This window comes from Nitrosomonas ureae, from assembly GCF_900108305.1.
Lineage (GTDB): Bacteria > Pseudomonadota > Gammaproteobacteria > Burkholderiales > Nitrosomonadaceae > Nitrosomonas > Nitrosomonas ureae_B.
Window position 1 is genome coordinate 55765 of the sequence record NZ_FNUX01000009.1, and the last position, 20180, is coordinate 75944.

Annotated in this window: 15 protein-coding genes; 8 read left to right on the forward strand and 7 right to left on the reverse strand. The window is 47.4% G+C overall.

The window, feature by feature from the left end; translation table 11 throughout:
* Window positions 1-31: 31 nt before the first annotated feature.
* Together C4S39_RS15975 and C4S39_RS06950 are read right to left on the reverse strand one after the other, a co-directional pair.
* A complete protein-coding gene (locus tag C4S39_RS15975; RefSeq protein WP_374953018.1) occupies window positions 32-616 on the reverse strand; it encodes a calcium-binding protein in 585 nt (194 codons plus the stop codon).
* Complete coding sequence (locus tag C4S39_RS06950; RefSeq protein ID WP_308457306.1) at window positions 613-2049, reverse strand: integrin alpha; 1437 nt, start codon at window positions 2047-2049, stop codon at window positions 613-615. The genes C4S39_RS15975 and C4S39_RS06950 overlap by 4 nt, the downstream gene beginning before the upstream one ends.
* 139 nt (window positions 2050-2188) lie before the next feature.
* On the opposite strand from C4S39_RS06950, the gene C4S39_RS06955 reads away from it, so the two are divergent.
* From C4S39_RS06955 to C4S39_RS06965, 3 genes are all read left to right on the forward strand, one after another.
* Window positions 2189-2410 carry a hypothetical protein gene (locus tag C4S39_RS06955; protein ID WP_146059749.1) on the forward strand — a complete coding sequence of 74 codons (222 nt, stop codon included), beginning with the start codon at window positions 2189-2191 and terminating at the stop codon, window positions 2408-2410.
* Between the two features lie 629 nt (window positions 2411-3039).
* Window positions 3040-3852 (forward strand): hypothetical protein, encoded by an 813-nt coding sequence (locus C4S39_RS06960; protein WP_146059750.1) that lies wholly within the window; start codon window positions 3040-3042, stop codon window positions 3850-3852.
* Window positions 3853-4017: 165 nt separating this feature from the next.
* The gene (locus C4S39_RS06965; RefSeq protein ID WP_146059751.1) at window positions 4018-5424 is read left to right on the forward strand and encodes a hypothetical protein; all 1407 of its coding nucleotides are present in this window, start codon (window positions 4018-4020) and stop codon (window positions 5422-5424) included.
* A 169-nt stretch (window positions 5425-5593) separates the two neighbouring features.
* Here C4S39_RS06965 and C4S39_RS06970 read toward each other — a convergent pair whose 3' ends face one another.
* The 4 genes from C4S39_RS06970 to C4S39_RS06985 form a co-directional block, all read right to left on the reverse strand.
* Window positions 5594-5845, reverse strand: a complete 252-nt coding sequence (locus C4S39_RS06970; protein WP_258039330.1) for a DNA-binding response regulator — start codon at window positions 5843-5845, stop codon at window positions 5594-5596.
* Between the two features lie 164 nt (window positions 5846-6009).
* Window positions 6010-7935: an integrin alpha gene (locus C4S39_RS06975; RefSeq protein WP_103966316.1), complete on the reverse strand. Its 1926-nt coding sequence runs from the start codon at window positions 7933-7935 to the stop codon at window positions 6010-6012.
* A gap of 254 nt (window positions 7936-8189) precedes the next feature.
* Window positions 8190-10019, reverse strand: a complete 1830-nt coding sequence (locus C4S39_RS06980; protein WP_181023775.1) for an AMP-dependent synthetase/ligase — start codon at window positions 10017-10019, stop codon at window positions 8190-8192.
* A 124-nt stretch (window positions 10020-10143) separates the two neighbouring features.
* A complete protein-coding gene (locus tag C4S39_RS06985; protein WP_103966318.1) occupies window positions 10144-12630 on the reverse strand; it encodes an acyl-CoA dehydrogenase in 2487 nt (828 codons plus the stop codon).
* A gap of 691 nt (window positions 12631-13321) precedes the next feature.
* Between C4S39_RS06985 and C4S39_RS06995 the strand changes: the two genes are divergently transcribed.
* The 3 genes from C4S39_RS06995 (at window position 13322) to C4S39_RS07005 (ending at window position 16249) form a co-directional block, all read left to right on the forward strand.
* Window positions 13322-13576: a hypothetical protein gene (locus tag C4S39_RS06995; RefSeq protein ID WP_103966320.1), complete on the forward strand. Its 255-nt coding sequence runs from the start codon at window positions 13322-13324 to the stop codon at window positions 13574-13576.
* 31 nt (window positions 13577-13607) lie between these two features.
* Window positions 13608-14402 carry a carbonic anhydrase gene (locus C4S39_RS07000; protein WP_103966321.1) on the forward strand — a complete coding sequence of 265 codons (795 nt, stop codon included), beginning with the start codon at window positions 13608-13610 and terminating at the stop codon, window positions 14400-14402.
* Between the two features lie 236 nt (window positions 14403-14638).
* Complete coding sequence (locus C4S39_RS07005; protein WP_258039331.1) at window positions 14639-16249, forward strand: MFS transporter; 1611 nt, start codon at window positions 14639-14641, stop codon at window positions 16247-16249.
* 90 nt (window positions 16250-16339) lie between these two features.
* Here C4S39_RS07005 and C4S39_RS07010 read toward each other — a convergent pair whose 3' ends face one another.
* Window positions 16340-17614, reverse strand: coding sequence for a hypothetical protein (locus tag C4S39_RS07010; protein ID WP_103966323.1), 1275 nt, complete (start codon window positions 17612-17614; stop codon window positions 16340-16342).
* A gap of 460 nt (window positions 17615-18074) precedes the next feature.
* On the opposite strand from C4S39_RS07010, the gene C4S39_RS07015 reads away from it, so the two are divergent.
* The gene (locus C4S39_RS07015) at window positions 18075-18788 is read left to right on the forward strand and encodes an OmpA family protein (protein WP_103966324.1); all 714 of its coding nucleotides are present in this window, start codon (window positions 18075-18077) and stop codon (window positions 18786-18788) included.
* The gene (locus tag C4S39_RS07020) at window positions 18788-20002 is read left to right on the forward strand and encodes an ExeA family protein (protein ID WP_103966325.1); all 1215 of its coding nucleotides are present in this window, start codon (window positions 18788-18790) and stop codon (window positions 20000-20002) included. The genes C4S39_RS07015 and C4S39_RS07020 overlap by 1 nt, the downstream gene beginning before the upstream one ends.
* Window positions 20003-20180 lie beyond the last annotated feature (178 nt).

Sequence of the window (20180 nt, forward strand, 5' to 3'; positions counted from 1 at the left end):
TGTGCTCGAAATGACAGTTTCTCTGGCTTTATCAAGCAAAATCCGTCGTCACCTGCACGCCCACCAGCAGCACCGCTTCACCATTGGTGAACGTATGGTAACCATCCGCAATGCCGCCATCGCTCCAGCCGCTATCGAGTCCAACAACGCGGTCATTGTGATTACCATCCACTTGCAACGTATTGCTGGTACTCGACAGGTTGAGCACGTCCAATGCGGTCAAAGTCAGCGTATTGTGACCTTGGCCAGTCATATCGACGGCTTCAATGTCGCTGATCCGGCCACGTTCGTCAGCGAGATTCAGATCCAGGTGACTGCGGTCCAGTTTTAGCGTGTCGGTGCCTGCGCCGCCATCGGCTAGCTGGAAATCAACATCGCGGATCTCGATGACGTCATCGCCTCCGCCACCATGAAACACATCCGCCCCGCCGCGCCCAATCAACGTATCGTCGCCGTCACCAGCCACGATGCGGTCTACCGCCTTGCTGCCCTTGAGTTTATCCGCTGCGGCTGTTCCCAAAGCAGTCACTGCTCCGGTAAAATCACCGCCAAACACCACGTAACTGGATCCGGAATAACTGCCGTTCGGATCAGCACTGGGAGCACCGACCATCACATCGGCAAAACCGTCGCCGTTGACATCGCCTGCACTGCTGACCGAAGCGCCTGCTTGATCATACGCCGCTGCTCCGCTCCATCCAGGCGAAAACCATCATTGCTGTCGAGGCTGGATAAATCCAGTGTGGCACTGAAACCGGCAGCCTTGCCAAACACCACATAACTGGAGCCGGAGTTATTTCCATTTGAATCAGCACCGATAGCACCAACAATCAAGTCAGCAAAACCATCACCATTAACGTCCCCTGCACTACTGACCGTACCCGAATAATCATACGCCGCTGCTCCATCCAGGCGAAAACCGTTGTTGCCATCGAGACTGGATAAATCCAATGTGGCATCAAAACCGCTAGCTTTACCAAATACCACATAACTGGAGCCGGAGGCAGCTCCGTTCGGATTACTAGCGAAAGCACCAACAATCAAGTCAGCAAAACCATCACCATTAATATCCCCGGCACTACTGACCGAATTGCCTGAAAAATTATCCGCTGCCCCATCCAGACGAAAACCGTTACTGCCATCGAGACTGGATAAATCCAATGCAGCATCAAAACCGCTAGCCTTACCAAATACCACATAACTGGAGCCGGCAGAGTCATAACCGTTCACGTCAGCTTGTTGAGCACCAATAATCACATCAGCAAAACCATCGCCGTTGACGTCTCCAGCATTGCTGACCGAAAAACCCGACAAATCAAATATCGCCGTCCCATCCAGCCGAAAACCATTATTGCCATCAAGACTGGATAAATCCAGCGTGGCACTGAAACCGGAAGCCTTGCCAAACACTACGTAACTGGAGCCGGCACTGAGAGTACCGTTCGGATCAGCACCCGAAGCACCAACAATCACGTCAGCAATACCGTCGCCATTGACATCCCCTGCACCACTAACCGGAAAACCGGCTCTATCTCCCGCTGCCACTCCATCCAGGCGAAGACCGTTGCTGCCGTCAAGGCTGGATAGATCCAGTGTGGCATCAAAACCGGCAACCTTGCCAAACACCACGTAACTGGAGCCGGCACTGAGAGTACCGTTCGGATCAGCACCCGAAGCACCAACAATCACGTCAGCAATACCGTCGCCATTGACATCCCCCGCGCTACTGACTGATATGCCCAATAAGTCAGCCGTCGCCACTCCATCCAGGCGAAAACCGTTATTCCCGTCGAGGCTGGATAAATCCGTCGTCGCATCGAACCCAGCAGCTTTGCCAAATACCACGTAGCTGGAGCCGGAAAAATCGCCATTCGGATCAGCTCCAGAGGCGCCGACAATCAAATCAGCAAAACCATCGCTGTTGACATCTCCTGCATTGCTCACTGATCCCGCACCATCATACGCCGTCCCATCCAAGCGGAAACCATTATTACCATCGAGACTGGATAAATTAATTATTGTTGTTGTTGTTGTTGTTGTTGTTGCCATGATCAGAACCCCTTCAAAAAGATTTATCAAAAACTTTCTTGAATGAAGTATCTACTTGAATGAAGTATCTACTTGAATGAAGTATCTACTTTTCTGTTATTTTTCCAAAATAACAGAATCAATATTACGCCGGAAAAATTTGACTGACAATGAGAAGTTTCGCGCGCTGCCCACGCTGCCGCTCTGCGACCGGGTTTATGTTTTGAACAATTCGAGTGCCGATAATCCGTTTCAGCAAGTCGCTGCAATTAGCAGCAACTACGTTAACTTACAACAACATACAATGCCCGACTGGGCCAGGGAATTACTGGCGGATTATTTGATGGAAAACTCCTGGAACAGTTGGAAATACGCTGAATAATCGTCTGCGCAAGCGATCTGCCGCGTTAGGCCGGTACTCGAAAACTCGCTTATTACTATGATAGGCCTCGTTGGTTTTTGCTCTGTCTGCCATGCATCTCATCTTGCTCACCAAATTGCTCAGCTTCCTTAAAAGATCAGATACAAATCGCTCTTTTGGTTCAAAGATCCCAAGATGCAGATCTAACGCGATCAAACAAGCTTTCATAGTTTACGCCATCCACCTGGAACCAATAGCTGCAAACGGTGATTAATCGGGTTATTTGTATGCATTTGCAGTATTGCTCTTTTTTTTGTTATTTTTTACATTATCAAAAAAACTGAACGAATCTGATAATTGATAGCGTACCGTTTTAATTGTTAAAAATAATGACCTTGATACCAATTACCCCGACACCAAGCCTCTGCTGGATCAAAGGTTGCCAACTTACTAATAGTAGAAAGGAGGAGAAAGAAATATTTCATTTGGATCGGCTTCATCGAGGCAATGTCAGCTGGCTCTCAACCATTTGTGAAGAGGTGATAACAATGTACTTTAAAATTACAATCTTATCTGGTTTCGGAATCCAGGATAAAGGCTTAAAAAACAGCTCTTGGCTATTGAAAAGAATTTTTATCGGGTGCATTGTCATGATGAGTTTGCTCGGCCAGTGTAGCTGGGCACGGGCAGATGTGGAACTTGTGCATACTTATGGCAACTCGCTCGGACAGGAAGTTGTCAACATTATTGCTGTTAGCGCCTCCAGGCTACTGCCGCTACTACCCGCCGGATATAATCTCATCCCAGCAGCGAGCGTTGGATTTGGCGGACCCGATCAGGGAATTGTAGTGATTGCCAACTTTCGTGGTATCGACCCAACCGTAGACCAGAGGAAACCTCTTAATCAGAATCAAGTGGCGGTTGATGTGGCTATTTTAGTGTCTCAACCGGAGGAAGCGGCTCAAGCCGAGGTAGATATCCCAGGAGCTTTCCACGTTTATACTCTCGCCATTTACACCAATGATGCCCGGTATGCCGCAAGCTTATATCGCGCGGATATTCCGGTTGAGTTTGTAAATAAAATTGACTATCAACGCAACATGAACGATGTAACTGGGGTAGGTGATTTAATCGTGAATATTCCATCCAAAGATTCGCCATTTCATACCTTGAGTTCCGGTTTAGGCTATGCACCCGTTCCAGGTGCCTTTAACGCAGTCTTCTGGCATGACGGTGAAAAAGGCAAGGCAGTTCTCCATTTTCTCGATCAACCATTCCAGCAAGGCACCGCAATCAGCCACATCTACACGCAACCAGCCAGCAGGTGGGATAACCTATTCGAGGGGGGCGGTCTTGGAACATGTGACCCCCATCCAGAAACAGAATATCGATGCGTGATCGTGCCCGCACTAAATTTGAGATACGACGAAGGTACAGTTGGAAAACTACAACTGATCAGGTGAACGAAATGCTATCTTTACCGAGCAACTTACTCAATCCAATGCAAGTATAAACATGCTGCGAGGTGGCGACCAGAAAACAATTGATTCCGGCAGTTATATTGAAAGTCCAAGCAGGAAATATTTAGTGGCATTCATTCTATTAATTTCTAAATGAGGCAAGCTATCATGAAAAATATCAAGCAACGATTTGTTATCGCAGTTGGTGGAATACTCGCTGCATTACTCTTGCCACTTGAAGTAGCGCTCGCGGATCCAGGCAAAGAGATGGGATGTATTTTGAGAGAGCAAGGTTCGCTGAAGTTTGTGAGAGGGGATCAACTCGATAGGCAAACCATCATGAAGACTATTAACGCCCAACGGTTGCAGGGGGCTAAGGTCATTGATCCGTGCCTGACCGGCCAAGTGAATAATATTCCCGCTTCGGTCTACGCCAAGCTGGCCGAGAAACACCCTGAAAAATTCCAGCCGCTGGAAAATAGCAATCAAGGCATCGTTTTACCTGAGAAAGCAGCCACAACAGGTGCAGCATTAGGCATAGCGCCGCAGTATCTCCATGTTGGTATCCTTGAAACACTTACAATTCCGCCAGAATTTTTGTTTGTTTCTTTCTTTCCCATCGCTATTACCAACGAGAGCCGCATTTATGGTACTTTCTTTGAGTATTTAGAATTTGAACCGTCATTTATTTTCAATTCTTATGCCGCAATATTCGAGCAGGGGACTGTAAATGTTTTACAGAAATCGAAAGGTTTTTTTGCCAATAGAGCCAATGAAGGCGGTACGATCGGCGGCTTTGTTATTACTGATTTGGAAAATTTCTTTACTCAGGCTGCCTTGTTTGATGGAAATGAAGTGCAGCTGATTCCGCGCCTACCGGGTGAAATTTCCAGCCAAGTAATACTACTCAATGATCCGGGCGTGGCAATGATTCTTTCCTTAGATGAGAACTTCAATGAAAGGCTGGCGCTTTACAAAAATGGCGAAGTGTCTCCGCTGGATTTCGGACCGGATATTTCATTCACCACTCCCTCTGGTATGAATAACCAGGGGATTATTGTCGGTACCACGTTTATTGATGGACTCGGCTTTAGAGGTTTTCGCTTTGATCCCCGCACAAACTTGACTATGCTGCTTGAGCCGCTCCCTACGGAACCAGATTCTTGGGCGATGGGTATCAACAATCGGGGTAACGTTTTGGGCTACTCGTTTGTTGGAGGTGCAATCGAACGCATCGGCGTGTGGAATGCACAGGGGAAATTTCATACTTACTTTGTCGAAGGAACCCCTGAATTCCCTACTATCAGCAATCGATTGAGGTTCAATGACAACAACGAGATACTGATCACCTTCGTGACGAGACCCGTAAATGAGAGGAATAATAGCTATCTCATACCCAAGCCCGGTGTGCGGCTAAACCTGGCCGATTTGGTAGTGAACGCGCCAGCTGATCTCGCACTATTTCCCAGTGGCATAAACAATCATGGAAATATATTCGGACACGCTGGACCTTTCTTTTTCTTCCACCTCGATTACTTTCTGCTGGAACGCATAGGTCTCGGAGGAACCAAATAATATTGTACTCAGGTGACTTGGGCATCTAGAAAATAACCAGGCAGCGCGGATAAAAGTAAAGCGCTGCCTGTTATCATTGTTGCCTGAGTTGCCGAAACGGTTGCATTACTTCAAGTCTGCAACCCGCATAACATACCGCTGAATTCAATCTTCTTCAACAATACCCGGATTACCGCCGCTTCCGCCGAATCAGGCCTCTTTCTTCCGTAATCCGTAATGCCTCGTACCTGCAATGCGCATCCATCAGCGCAAGAATTCTCTGAAACTGGGTACGAATGGTTGCAGGAGAACGGTGCAGACATCCTGCGAGAATTTTGGTATTGGTTGTTTTGATTTCAAGGCATGTTTCTAATAGTCTGTAGGACGCGGGCGCAAGCCGTCTGCTTTGATTGCGGCTCATATCTCCCAGATTGGCATTCATAATCCCTCCCTGTGACAAAGTTATCAACTGAATCTAACCTGCGCTCGTCATTCCGAGCACAATGAGGAATCCAACACCACAGATTTCGCTCCGCACTCGAAATGACAGGTACTCAGAGACTCCTTGAGAAAATGTTGAGTAATTCGCCGGCCAATACAAGCAAATTAACCAGCGCCTCCTAAAACAAAATCCGTCGCCACACCCACCTTGATCAGCAGCACTGCATCCCCTTGCGTATATTCATGGAAATTACCGCGAATGCCGCCATCCTCCCAACCGCTGCTCAACCCCATCACACTATCTCCGGCATTGCCTTTAACTTTCAGCGTATTCGTTGTATCCGACAAGTCCAATACATCCTGCGCGGTCAACGTCAATGAATTATCCCCGACACCGTACAGGCCGATGGTTTCAATACCGTGTATTTTATCAATCACGCTGGACAGATCCAGATTAAATCCGCTGCCGGCCAGCCCCAGAATATCTGTACCCGCGCCACCATCTACAAGTTGGAAGTCATCGCCTAATATGCGAATGTAATCATTACCGGCACCGCCATCGAATGAATCCGCACCGCCCCGGCCAATCATGCGGTCGTCGCCAGCTTCACCCGTGAAGCGCTCCGCCGCTTTGGTGCCGGTGAAATTATCATCTCCAGGTGTACCTTGAAAATCTACTTCATCAACAAAGCTGCTGCGGCCAAATACGACGTAGCTGGAACCGAAGCCATCTTCAGCAAAAGGAGCACCGACAAGCAAATCATCAAACCCATCACCGTTGACGTCCCCGGCACTGCTGACCGATTCGCCCAATAAATCAAACGCCGCCACCCCATCCAGACGCAAACCGCTACTGCTGTCAAGACTGGACAAATCCAGCGTAGCATCAAAACCGGATGCCTTGCCAAATACCACGTAACTGGAGCCGGAAGATTCGCCGTTTGGGTCAGCACCAGAAGCACCGACAAGCAAATCATCAAACCCATCACCGTTGACGTCCCCGGCACTGCTGACCGAGTCGCCCAAAAAATCAAACGCCGCCACCCCATCCATACGAAAACCGTTACTGCCATCGAGACTGGATAAGCCCAACGTGGCATCAAAACCGGTAGCCTTGCCAAATACCACAAAGCTGGCACCAGAGCTGAAACCGTTCGTACTACCATAAGCACCAATAATCACATCATCAAAACCATCGCCGTTGACATCGCCTGCACTGCTAACCGATCTAGTAAGCAATGCATCCGTCGTCTCACCCAAGCGGAAACCGTTGCTGCCATCGAGGCTGGAGAAGTCCAGCGTGGCATCAAAACCGGAAGCCTTGCCAAATACCACATAACCGGCTTCAGGAGCACCAACAATCACATCATCAAAATCATCGCCGTTGACGTCTCCCGCGCTGCTGACCGATATGCTAAAAACACCATACGCCGCCGCCCCATCCAGGTGAAAACCATTGTTACCATCCAAGCTGGACAGATCCAGCGTAGCATCAAAACCGGCAGACTTGCCAAACACCACGTAACTGGATCCAGTTTCGGGGTAGGAAGAGAAACCAATGGCGCTGACCATCACATCATCAAAGCCATCGCCGTTGATGTCCCCGGCATCGCTGACTTGTCTGCCTACTGTGCCCCCTGTCGCTGTCCCATCCAGCAGGAAACCGTTGCTGCCATCCAGACCAGATAGGTCAAACGCGGCGCCAAAACCAGCAGCCTTGCCAAATACTACGTAGCTAGCGTTAGCTCCATAAGTACCGACAATCACATCATCGAAATTATCACCATTGACATCCCCTGCTTTGCTGACCGATAAACCCGAAAAATCACCTGCCGGCCCATCTAAGCGGAAACCGTTGCTGCCATCAAGACTGGATACATCCAGCGTGGCAGCAAAACCAGAAGCCTTGCCAAACACCACGTAATTGGTGTTTGCTCCAGAAGCACCGATAATCACATCATCAAAACCATCACCGTTGATATCCCCTGCGTCGCTGACCGATCTGCCCAAAATACCATGATCTATCACCCCATCCATCCGAAAACCATTATTGCCATCGAGACTGGATAAATTAATTATTGTTGTTGCCATGATCAAGCACTCCTTCAAAAAATTTATTTGAATGAAGTATCTACTTGAATGAAGTATCTACTTGAATGAAGTATCTACTTGAATGAAGTATCTACTTGAATGAAGTATCTACTTGAATGAAGTATCTACTTTTCTGTTATTTTTCCAAAATAACAGAGTAAATATTACGCCGGAAAAATTTGACTGACAATGAGAAATTTAGCGCGCTGCCCACGCTGCCGCCCGGCGGTAGGTTAACCAGCCGGTTTGTTGAATTAATGCCCCGCATACAATCGATCGATGTCTTCCTGATACTGCTCCAGCACCTTCGCGCGCTTTAATTTCAAGGTCGGCGTCAATAAGCCATTTTCAACGCTCCACGGCTCCTGCGCGAGCGCGACACGGCGTATTTTGGCATAACCTGGGAATTCACTCGTCTGGCGGGTGATTTTTTCCAGCAAAATTTTCTCGGCCTGTTGCCGTTGCTGCTCGTTCGTCAAATCATCGTCCAGACCATAATGCGCCATGAATTCCTGCCTCCGGGCAGGATTTAACACGGCCAGCACGCTCAAATAAGAACGCGATTCCCCGATCAACATGACCTGTTCAAATAGCGGGTCGCGCAAAATCGCCGCTTCCATATCAGCCGGCGGCACTTTTTCACCCGTGGATAACACAATAATTTCTTTCAATCGCCCGGTGATGGTCACGTGACCCTGGGCATCAATCGATGCGATGTCGCCGGAATTCAGCCAGCCATCCGGTGAGATGACCGCCCGGGTTGCTTCCGGATTATTCCAGTAGCCCAGCATCACGTTCGGCCCGCGGATCAGCAATGCGTTACTTTCTCCCAGCTTGACTTCCACGCCGGGAATAGGCAGGCCGACGCTGGCCGGCACATTATCCTCGATCCGGTTGGCGCAAACGACGGGGCTGCTCTCGGTCATTCCATATCCTTGCAGAATCGGCAAGCCGAGACCAATAAAAACGCGCGAAACCTGCGGCGATAATGCAGCGCCACCGCTCATCACCATGCGCAACCGGCCACCCAGTTTGCCCATCACTTTATCAGCCACCAATTTTTTTAATAGTGGCCACAACACATGCGACAGTTTCCGGTACCCTCTTCCCTGCTGACACTCAAACCGGGTATAACCCACATCGACAGCAAAATTGAATAGCCAGCGGGAAAAACCCGGGCCCTCGGCCAGTTTCGCCTGTATGCCCGCATAGACCCGCTCATAAATTCGCGGCACTGATATCATTATGGTCGGCCGGATTATCAACAGATCCCCCTGCAATTGCGGAATCGAGCGCGCGTAAGCAATTGTGGCGCCCGTCATCATGGGTACATAATAGCCTGCGGTTCGCTCGAAAGTATGAGACAAAGGCAAGAAAGAGAGCAGCACATCCTCGGGCACTACCGTGATAACCTGCAAGCAGCTGAAGGCATTGGTCAGGATATTGTGATGGCTGAGCATCACGCCTTTGGGACGTCCTGATGTACCGGAGGTATAGATGATCGTGGCCAGCGAATCAGGGTCACTGTTGATATGCCGAACCTCGCTGGCGTATGCTGATAACCATTCCATTGCGGAAACGGCACGCACGTTATCACAGGCATCAACGCTATCCGGTTCAAAAGGCCGGAGTATGACCACCCGCTGCAATCCCTCTATTTCATCCGGCAAGGTAAGAAATTGCCGCCATTGTTGCGAATTTTCCAGCAGCAGCAATTTAACGGCTGCATCATTGATGACGTACGTTGCATTCTCGACTCGATCATCGACGTATAACGGAATGACCACGAGCCCCAAGCCCATTGCCGCCTGCTCGAACATGACCCATTCCGGGCAATTTCTCATCATTACCGCGACCCGGTCACCGGGCACCAACGATTCTTTTGTCAAAGCTGCCTGCCATCGGGCTATATGTTGATTCATCTGCTCCCAGGTATGGCTGCGCCACTCGTCACTAACCGGGTCGAAATAACGATAGGCGACTGCCTGGGGTGAACGCTGCACGCGCTCATTGAAGAGACCATCCAGTGTTTTTGCTTGCTCAACAGAAATGACGTGGCTCATTCCATTTTGTTCAATTTGCATAATTTTTCCCCGCATGCACGGATTTCATCTGAGTGTCCGCGTACTAACGATATGGCATCATTGGTTTTTCCCGCTGCTCCGGTATTCCAGCTTATTCAACTGTTTCAATAGTCCTGGTCTTCCGTCACAGGATCGCTTTTTCTGCTTCGGTCTTGATGCCGCTTTTATCCATGCTGGCGCTATTTGCGCCATCAGCCTCATCCGTAACCTCATCGTTGATCGTGTAATTAGCGTTGATAGCGCCTCTGGCGCTCATCGCCTTATTGGAACTTCCGGTTGCGGCATCGCTCCGGGCTTTTGTTTCACTCTCAAGATCAGGCCTGAAATCATCCACTTTAATGACCTTGCTGCGCAAATCCTTGAGTTTTTCCAATAAGCCCGCTTCTTCCGCGGTGATTATATTGAGCTGTAGCGCCTGAGCGATCTGCCCATCTCCATGATCGGCGATTTTGCGCAGCTTGATAGCTTCGCGCAGCTTGGCTTCGATCGCCCCGCATTCGATAACACACCGTAAGGCCTGTTCCAGCTCAGCCATCGGTTCATGTTCTGCAGTCGGTACATGAATACCGGCAGTCAATCGATCCCGCACGGCACCCGGTACCATCATTAATCTGGCAACTTCGTGCGTTAACGCATCAAGCGGTGGCTTGCAGCGCTTGCCGAGAGGAAAAACCAGAATTCTAAGCAACCAGACAAAGGTAAAATGCCCCGGAATATTGGCCAGGAACTCATCAAACGCTTGCTGCATACGATAAATGGCATCCTGCATGCTCCAATGCAGCAATGGCAAATCAGAGTCGGGACGGCCATCGTCCTCAAAACGCTTCAGTGTTGCTGAACATAAATACAACATGCTCAGAATATCGCCCAACCTGGCGGATAATCTTTCCTTGCGTTTAATCGACCCGCCCAAGCGCATCAGTCCAAAATCGGCAATACAGGCGAAGCTGGCGGAAAAGCGGGTCAGTTGACGATAATACACAGCCGTTTCCGGCGCAGCGTTTTCCGGCGCATTGTCCTTGATATGGTTTCCAAACAATGCATACACCAAACTGTTTACAGTATTTCGCACTGTAAACTTTACATGCCCTATTAACGCTTCATCAAATGCCAGCGATGCGCTGTCCGGATTTTTATCATACGTTGCATTCACTTCTTTCAACAAATAAGGATGACAACGCATCGCACCTTGTCCAAAAATAATCAGGTTACGCGTCAATATGTTAGCACCCTCAACGGTGATGCTGACAGGAATCTGCTGATAGGTGCGTCCCAGATAATTTCTGGGGCCGATACAAATTCCTTTTCCGCCGTGGATGTCCATGGCATCGTTAACTGCTTGCCGCCCTCGCTCGGTCACGTGATATTTTACAATCGCTGACGCCACCGAGGGTTTCTCACCTAGATCAACTGCAGCGGCTGTCATGACACGAGCGGCATCCATCATATAGGTATTGCCGCCAATGCGCCCCAATGCTTCCTCGACACCTTCAAAATAACCGATCGGTATTTTGAATTGTATACGTACCCGGCTATACGCACCGCTGGTGCGGGCTGCCAATTTAGCTGCCCCCACACTGGTGGCCGGTAGTGAAATGGCGCGCCCTACCGAGAGGCAATTCATCAGCATGCGCCACCCTTGCCCGATACCTTCTTGCCCACCGATGATCCAATCCATTGGAATAAATACCTCTTTCCCCGAATTCGGGCCATTCTGGAATACTCCATTCAACGGATAGTGGCGCCGTCCGATATTCACGCCCGGTGTAGTCGTGGGAATAAGCGCCAGCGTAATGCCCAGGTCTTCCTCTTTACCCAGCAGCCGATCCGGGTCATACAGCTTGAAGGCCAGTCCCAGAATAGTTGCAATCGGTCCCAGCGTAATATAGCGTTTCTCCCAAGTTACCCGCATACCCAGGACATCCGTTTTACCGTCATATTCACCGCGGCACACAATACCAAAATCCGGCATTGCACCCGCATCGGAACCCGCGTCCGGTGAAGTCAGCGCAAAACAAGGCACTTCCAAGCCTTTTGCCAGGCGCGGCAAATAATGTTCTTTTTGCATTTCGGTACCGTAATGCAGCAGCAACTCAGCCGGCCCCAGTGAATTCGGCACCATCACCGTTACCGCTGCCGTACCGCTGCGCGAGCCGATTTTCATTACAACCTCGGAATGGGCCAATGCTGAAAACCCATAACCGCCATATTGCTTGGGAATAATTAAACCAAAGAAACCATTTTCCTTGATGAACTGCCATACCTCCGGCGGTAAGTCCTTTAATTCATGGGTAATCTTCCATTCATCCAACATTGCGCACAATTGCTCGACCGGACCATCGAGAAATGCTTGTTCCTCTGCAGTCAACTGCGGCTTAGGATAAGCCAGTAATTTTTTCCAATCGGGTTTCCCGCTGAATAAATCGCCTTCCCACCATACTGTGCCGGCATCCAGCGCTTCCTGCTCCGTTTGCGAAATTTGCGGCAACATTTTGCGAAAAATTTTCAGTACTTGATTGGTGACCAAATAACGGCGCAGCAAAGGAACCGCCAGAATCAGACCAACGATGACAACAACGAACAGAATGACGTAGAAGAGAAACGCGAGCATGGTGATTTTCCCCTTAATGAGTTAAGTCCGATCAAGCTATGACATGACAGTTGTGCAATCCCTGAACCAGATGTGCAAGATCCAGCATTTTCTTAAAACGCTTACAGCCTCAAATTTACATGATAATCGTTCAAATCCCTACTTTAACGCCGAAGTTTTACCATTAAATTGTTGTGTAATTTATACACTCGTAATTTTTAATACTGCATTTGTTTTTTTGATTCCATTCGTCCTTTCATATTATCAACATGATATATAAAAGCTTTCTAATTCTGCAAAACAGAGACCAAGGCAGAATTTTAACGACCTGAAATTGCTCATATTGGAAATGATCATGATTACAATCCAATCCGGCGAAAATCATTTCCTTTATGGCTATCAATTTCTATCCCAGCAAGTGCCGAATTTCCAGGAGATTCCATTTCATTAGCATCGGAAAGATCGAGAATGGAACGCCAATGAGAAAAAATCAGCAGGGAAGATCTGTTTAATGTGCCTGTAATTTTCCTTCCTGCCAAGGATATATCTCATTTAAATTCTGATGACATTACTCCTGTCAATTGTTTTTGTTGACATATTATTAACATATTCATGACATTTTATTGACATTTTCTCAACATTCTTATGATATGGTGCAAGCCACATTTTATGAATTGTGCATAAAATGCTTTCTTAATTGATGAGGAAAATCATGCTTATAAAACTTTTTCTAGCGTTATCTTTAGGTCTGAGTGTTTCATGTTTTGCTGAACCGGATAGCAGTAAATCAAAATTGTTGATTCAACCTGATCAACAAAAAAGATCATCGGCTGACACCAGTCAACAGAAAAAATCCATTCAACCTGATTCATCAGCTGAGAGCACAGGTTCTCCCCAATCATCTCAGGATGCCAACGAAAACAATCAACCATCAATGATTGAGTATTGCAGAAAACATACTTGTTAATTCAATAACTACATGCGACCGGAGTGAATTCATGAATACGAAAATAATCAGAAATATGGCTTCTGCAATTTTTACATGCTACGCAACCCTGGCTGTTTCAGCTTCACCTCACTGGAATCATGATGAGCAGGCTACTTGGTGGGCCATTCAGGATACAACACAAAGCGTACCGTTGAACTATCCTTATGCAGAGTGCGGTGTGGGCAAGCATCAGTCTCCAATTGATCTCGCAGCTGTGAACATCAACGATTCAAAGCCTCTCAACAAACTCGCCGTCTTATATGATACAGACACACCGGTTTTCTTTAATAGCGGTCATGGTGTGCAGGTTAATACATCAGAAAATTATACGGGCGCATTAATGATCGGAGAAGAATCTTTTCCGTTGATTCAGTTTCATTTTCATGAACCCAGTGAGCATGTCGTAGAAGGCAAAAATTTTCCAGCGGAACTGCATTATGTTCATATTAATGAGGATGGGAGAATTATAGTCTTAGCCGTGGCTGTTGATGTCGGTGAAGAAAATGCGCTATTTGAAACCATACTCAACAATACGCCGCATGAGGAAGGCGGCCAGAATTCAAGTTCCGGCATCCAGATCAATCCGGCACAGCTGCTTCCTGATCTGGATGCGACAAACCTGGATTACTATACAATGGCGGGCTCATTAACCACTCCACCATGCAGCGAGGGCGTGCAATGGTATTTACTGCCGAAAGTGATTACAATCTCGGCTGCACAGCTTGAACAGCTTAAGGGGTTCTATACCAACAATGCGAGATCGTCTCAAAGTTTGAATGGACGATCCTTGCTTTCAACGCAATAATTGCCTGCATATTGACACTGCTATCAAGCAATCAGTGTTGCGGAAATAAGCTGCCCGAATATTTTCCCATGCAATGCTATGATGCTTCGGCAGTGTCAATTTGTGATTTCTCATGGTCTTGCCGTGATTTGACGTCAACAGCATCCGGGTTTGCAAATTTAGTCAGATTTTTTTACGGAAAGAAATAATAAAATTTGTATGCGTTTATCCGCGTCTTTTAGATTGCAAGTAAAAGATTGAACGGCTCGGCCAGCACGACGTCGGCTTGGTCTCCGTTCAGGATTCCCGTTTTTCGAATGCTATGGACAGCAACGCTCATATCGAACATCGGAACCTGGATGCACGATATCGGCGCTAGCTGGTTAATGATTACGCTTTCACCGACACCCGTTATGGTAGCGCTGGTTCAAACTGCTACCACATTACCCATTTTTTTATTGGCCATACCAGCCGGCGCCTTGGCTGATATCGTCGATCGGCGCAGCTACCTTATCGTGGTGCAGTTATGGTTGGCACTGATCGCTGGATTACTTGGATTTATGACACTAACGGGTATCACCTCGGCATGGAGTCTGGTCACCCTGACATTTGCGATGGGAATCGGGTCAGCAATGATGATGCCAGCCTGGGCGGCGATAACGCCGGAGCTTGTACCCAGAAACGAATTACAATCCGCTATTGCATTGAATAGTCTTGGCATCAATGCGGCGCGTACAATTGGTCCGGCATTGGCCGGGATAATCGTATCTTACGCCGGAACCGGCGCAGTGTTTGTTTTGAATGCACTCACGTATTGCCTTGTCATTTTCACTTTGATTCTCTGGCAGCGCGAGGCACCGATCAGCGAATTACCAAGCGAGCGATTCTTCAGTGCGCTACGCTCTGGCTTTCGCTTCGCACGTCATGCACCGGACCTTCAGGCTGCCATCATTCGCGGATTCGGCTTTTTTCTATTCACCAGTGCTTCCTGGGCTCTATTGCCACTGTTAGCTAAGAACCTGGAAAATGGCGGGCCACAGACATTTGGTATCTTGGTAGCTTCCATTGGCGCTGGGGCTGTCATTGGAGCTCTCTTGCTACCCAAGCTGCGTGAAAAAATTTCACGCGATATGCTGGTCGCATTAGCGACAATCGCGTACGCATTGACCATGTTTGCGTTAGCAACCGTCGAGCAGTTGATTTTTTTGTGCCTGGCAATGGGTGTGAGCGGCATGGCATGGATTGCCGTCTTGTCATCACTTCAAGTAGCGGCACAAATGGCGCTTCCTAATTGGGTGCGGTCGCGTGGACTTGCTATTTTTATGGCGATTTTCATGGGCTCCATGGCAACCGGCAGTTTGTTGTGGGGCAAGGTCGCAGAAATGACAAGCATTTCAGAGGCACTGATGACGGCAGCGACAGGTGCAGTGATTGCCGCACTGCTCACGTGGCGTTGGCACATCGGTGGTATCGAGAAGGCCGATCTCACACCCTCGATGCATTGGCCGGCACCCATGGTGCATGATAGCGTGACGCATGATCGCGGGCCGGTCCTGGTAACGATTCAATATGCGGTTCAAAGCGATAAAACAAGCGAATTCTTAACCATGATACGCGAACTCAGTAAGCGCCGTCGCCGCGACGGCGCTTTTGCCTGGGGCGTATTTGAACATACTGAGAAGCCGAATCACTTTATTGAATCCTTTAGCGTCGATTCCTGGCTCGAACATCTCCGTCAACACGAACGCGTGACTCATGCAGATCGTATTTTGCAGGCAGAACTGCGTACACTACTCATAAACGGCAGTGAACCTGTAGTCACCCACTATGTAGCGCCTAAATCCACTACGGGACGAGGAAAAAGATAAAAACCGGACCACCGATCCCGTAAGTGGATTAGTCTATTGTTTTCAGCAAACTCAACAAAACCGATTAAAGTTTGACCATCGCGCTTATCGCTATGGCTTCAATTTCAACATCATAGGTTGCAGACGCTTGATTGTAGAGGGCGCAATCAGATCTTTTATCTGCAATGATTTGATTGCTGATGCCGGAGCGCAATCAGCCACCTTCACCAATTTCATCACAAGCGGATTAAAAGTAACATCCACGCCGGTATAACTGCCCGCATCATCACCACTGCGATCACCCCGGAATTTAAACTCTTTGACCGGCCCGTTCGGACCACCGCCTTGACGATCATCGTTATGATCGGTATCAATATAGTGGGCAGTGCTTTCCAGACTATTAGCTATACTGTCGATACGCCAGCCTGGCGGTGGCGTATAGTAGACCTCCGTGCGTTCACCTTCTGCCGTGGTCCAATCGCTACGCGTTTCCTGAGCCTTCATCCAAAGCCGGAAATTAACGTGCGTGCCTTCGTTACTCCAACGTGCATTTGCCCATACTTCAGGGCCATGTCCGCTGAACTCTTTATCACCGCGCGTATGAGGAGGTGTAAAGGATAAGTAAGTATTACGTTCGTATGTTTCCGGTTTTTCCTCACACACCGGCGTAGCAGGTTGAATCACGGCGATACTGGAGATAGGACGACTCTGCCATTCCAGAGTTAGCCGATCACTGACGCTGGATACAGGAACCCCATTTGCACCGAGATTGAGCGTCATGTGATAATGAGTCAATCGATCAAGCTTGGAAGAAACGTCCAGTACGCCCGATTTATTGTGTAACGTTACATTAATGGGCGTCGTATCGAAGTCATAACCGAAAAACTCCAACTTGTTGCGGCGGTTTGAATCCAATGCCATATCGACAGCCGCAGGCACCACATGGCATAGCGCTGGTTCAGTGGGAGGTATCGCTTGATGCAGCAGTCGTGCACGAATTCGCGCCAAAGCCTGACGTACACGTGTGCCGATAAAATCTACGTTGCAACGCAACTCGTTTCCTGTAGCGGCTACGCTACGATTGAGCAAATCCGAAACTTCATTGCGTACCGTGGATTGGGCCTCATCGGTCAATTTTGTCGTAGTATCCTGCAATACGGACTGCCAGGAAGCAGAATTCCGATCTAGGGCATCAATCGCGTTATCTAGCGTGGCTACGGTATCTCCCGCCACATCACTTACTTTATCGGTTAATTTGTCGATTTTATCGCCGATGCTGCAACCTGCAATCAGAATCGGCATAAACACCATCAGCCATAGTAATAGTCTTGGCATTCCAATGCTTGTTTGGAATAAATGTGAAAAAGGTACTGTAGTTTTTATCATGTTATTAACTCCTCTATATGGTAAAAAATACTCTCAGATTTTCATTTCATGAAGCGAACAAAAAGTTGATACCCCACTAACCACCGATCTAACAAAATATACAACATCGATCGTGAATACTTGTGTGATAAATCTCACACTAATGCTATCAATTAAATTTAAACCTTTAGGGACAGATGCTTTGATGACATCGTAGTATGATAATCTTATAAAAAGACACCATTTGTTGCTTTTATTAGCCCGTTTGAATGTGAATTTGTACGAGACAATGTTAATCTGCAACTTGCTGCACAGATTTTGAAGAGCTAAACTGGAATAGACTGTTCTTATATGTCGACAATCAAGCCAAGCTTGTTCTATTCCCATAAGCAGAACCCCTTTCAATACGTTAAAATGTTTGTGCACAAGCCCGTTACAATTGCTTAATCAACACAACACATACTAAATCGAGCGCAATATTATGGTACGTTTTATTATTATTGGACTATCCGTTGTATTTTTTAGCCTGTCGGCTGTGGTTATGTTTAAAGCGCTGGAGACTCCAGTCCAAGATACAATTTATCAAGGTAACTGGCCGGAAGCACCCTCTATATCTGAGTCCACTTCTACACCTGCATCTTCATCGATATCCCCATCTACGTCAGAACGCAGCATCAATGATTTAATTCACTCGCCTGAAATCCAGGATGATGAGCATAGCATTTTTTCTGAAAATATAGAAAAAACAATCACTCAGGATGAGAATATATCTATAGCAACAGAAGAAATAATAGATACCACGCCTCCCCCTGATGTGATAGATAAACCTCGAACCTTAGCCATATTTGATGGTAAAACATTCCGTTCCGGGCAAGATATTATCCATGATGTTTCTCATTCGATAATCGATAATTTAATTAAAGAAATATCAGCATCTCCCAACAGTCGTATTCTCATTGAAGGTCATACCGACAATATACCTACCGGAAAGACTAGCAGTGACAATATGGACTTATCCAGGCGCCGGGCTAGGGCCATCGCAAATATACTGATTTTGCATGGGGTACCCGTTACGCGGGTATCTATTATTGGCTATGGCGACAAACGGCCAATAGCTTCAAATGCTACCAATGAGGGTAGAACAAAAAACCGTAGAGTCGAAGTAAAACTTATGCCTCAAGAGGGAGCAAACTAATGCATATGTATGCCCAGCACTTTAACCTCAAATTACTTCCTTTCGAGAATGTACCGGATCCATTGTTTTTTTATGATCACGGAGATCATGCACGCATTCGTAAACAAATATCCGGCTCTCTACAAAGCGGGCGTGGACTAATCGTCGTAACAGGACCCATTGGCTCTGGTAAAACAACGTTGAGTCAAATGATAAAAGCCGACTTCCCGGAAAGCATTCAATTGATTTGGATGGCTGAACCACCTGCAAGCAGCACTGATCTTTATTTATTTCTTGCTCAGGAACTTGGCCTTCACCCAGCATCGTCTGAAAAAACCTTTGTCATGAGGGATATTCGGAATGCTTTGATGACAATCAATTCGCAGGAAAAAAAATGCCTGGTTATCATCGATGAATCCCATTTGATGTCGGAAGATGTTCTTAATGGTATTCGCCTATTAAATAATCTTGAAGAGGGATCCACCAAACTTATTCAGTTGTTGCTTCTCGGTCAGGATGAACTGATGGAAAAAATCAACAAACCGGAAATGATTCCATTCAAGCAACGAATCGCCGCACTTGAATCGCTAGGGAAAATGACTACCGATGGCGTAATAAAATATATTACGCATCGTATTCAGGTCGCAGGAGGTAATCCGAATTTAATTTCCGCCACCGGATGGGAAGCCATCTCAATCGCATTCAGTACCGGTGGAACACCGCGAACCATTAATTCATTGTGCGACAGATCGTTCAATGTTGCATACGAACGCAATAAATCTGCAATCGATGCAAAAGATGTTTATGAGGCTACGCAGCGGATGGGATTGATCACCGATGTGTTTCATTACATCATTATGCTCAACAACGAAGAAAGGAAAAAACAGGAATCACAAGACATAGCCGATAAATCAAGCCAGGAGGCAGTCGCGCCTGAGACTGCCTCCAGTAGCGAACAACCACTCTCTCCAAGCATAAAGAAAGCGGAACAGAGAATTAATCCAATAAGAGATGAAATTCCTGTCATTCCAAGAGCCAGGATAGATGTATCGAACAAATCCTATGATGAGATTGCAAACGCGATAAGAGTAAAATATGAACAAAAGAATTTACAAATTTCCGTTGCCTTACTCCTATTGTCACTCACTGCATTCTTAATCAGCATTTTTTATTTTTGCCATCGTTCGGACTCGGATGGGTTGCTGGAGTGCCTCACACACTTGTTCAGCTTTTGATATTTTATCTTTGCCTTGTGCTTACATCTTCACGTTATGCTTCTAATGAACATAACAAGCCTGGTAGCCACAATAATTGGCATACCGACTGTACCCGGATGGACATCATCCTCATTAGCACCCATCTTTAATGACCTTGCCGGATAACGCTTCCCTACTTCAGGGTGATTATCTTTGC

Excerpts from the sequence above, each read along its gene's own strand:
- C4S39_RS06950 (WP_308457306.1), bottom strand. The coding sequence starts at position 2,049 with ATGGCAACAACAACAACAACAACAACAACAATAATTAATTTATCCAGT.
- C4S39_RS06960 (WP_146059750.1), top strand. The coding sequence starts at position 3,040 with ATGATGAGTTTGCTCGGCCAGTGTAGCTGGGCACGGGCAGATGTGGAA.
- C4S39_RS06965 (WP_146059751.1), top strand. The coding sequence starts at position 4,018 with ATGAAAAATATCAAGCAACGATTTGTTATCGCAGTTGGTGGAATACTC.
- C4S39_RS06970 (WP_258039330.1), bottom strand. The coding sequence starts at position 5,845 with ATGAATGCCAATCTGGGAGATATGAGCCGCAATCAAAGCAGACGGCTT.
- C4S39_RS06975 (WP_103966316.1), bottom strand. The coding sequence starts at position 7,935 with ATGGCAACAACAATAATTAATTTATCCAGTCTCGATGGCAATAATGGT.
- C4S39_RS06980 (WP_181023775.1), bottom strand. The coding sequence starts at position 10,019 with ATGCAAATTGAACAAAATGGAATGAGCCACGTCATTTCTGTTGAGCAA.
- C4S39_RS06985 (WP_103966318.1), bottom strand. The coding sequence starts at position 12,630 with ATGCTCGCGTTTCTCTTCTACGTCATTCTGTTCGTTGTTGTCATCGTT.
- C4S39_RS06995 (WP_103966320.1), top strand. The coding sequence starts at position 13,322 with ATGCTTATAAAACTTTTTCTAGCGTTATCTTTAGGTCTGAGTGTTTCA.
- C4S39_RS07000 (WP_103966321.1), top strand. The coding sequence starts at position 13,608 with ATGAATACGAAAATAATCAGAAATATGGCTTCTGCAATTTTTACATGC.
- C4S39_RS07010 (WP_103966323.1), bottom strand. The coding sequence starts at position 17,614 with ATGATAAAAACTACAGTACCTTTTTCACATTTATTCCAAACAAGCATT.
- C4S39_RS07015 (WP_103966324.1), top strand. The coding sequence starts at position 18,075 with ATGGTACGTTTTATTATTATTGGACTATCCGTTGTATTTTTTAGCCTG.
- C4S39_RS07020 (WP_103966325.1), top strand. The coding sequence starts at position 18,788 with ATGCATATGTATGCCCAGCACTTTAACCTCAAATTACTTCCTTTCGAG.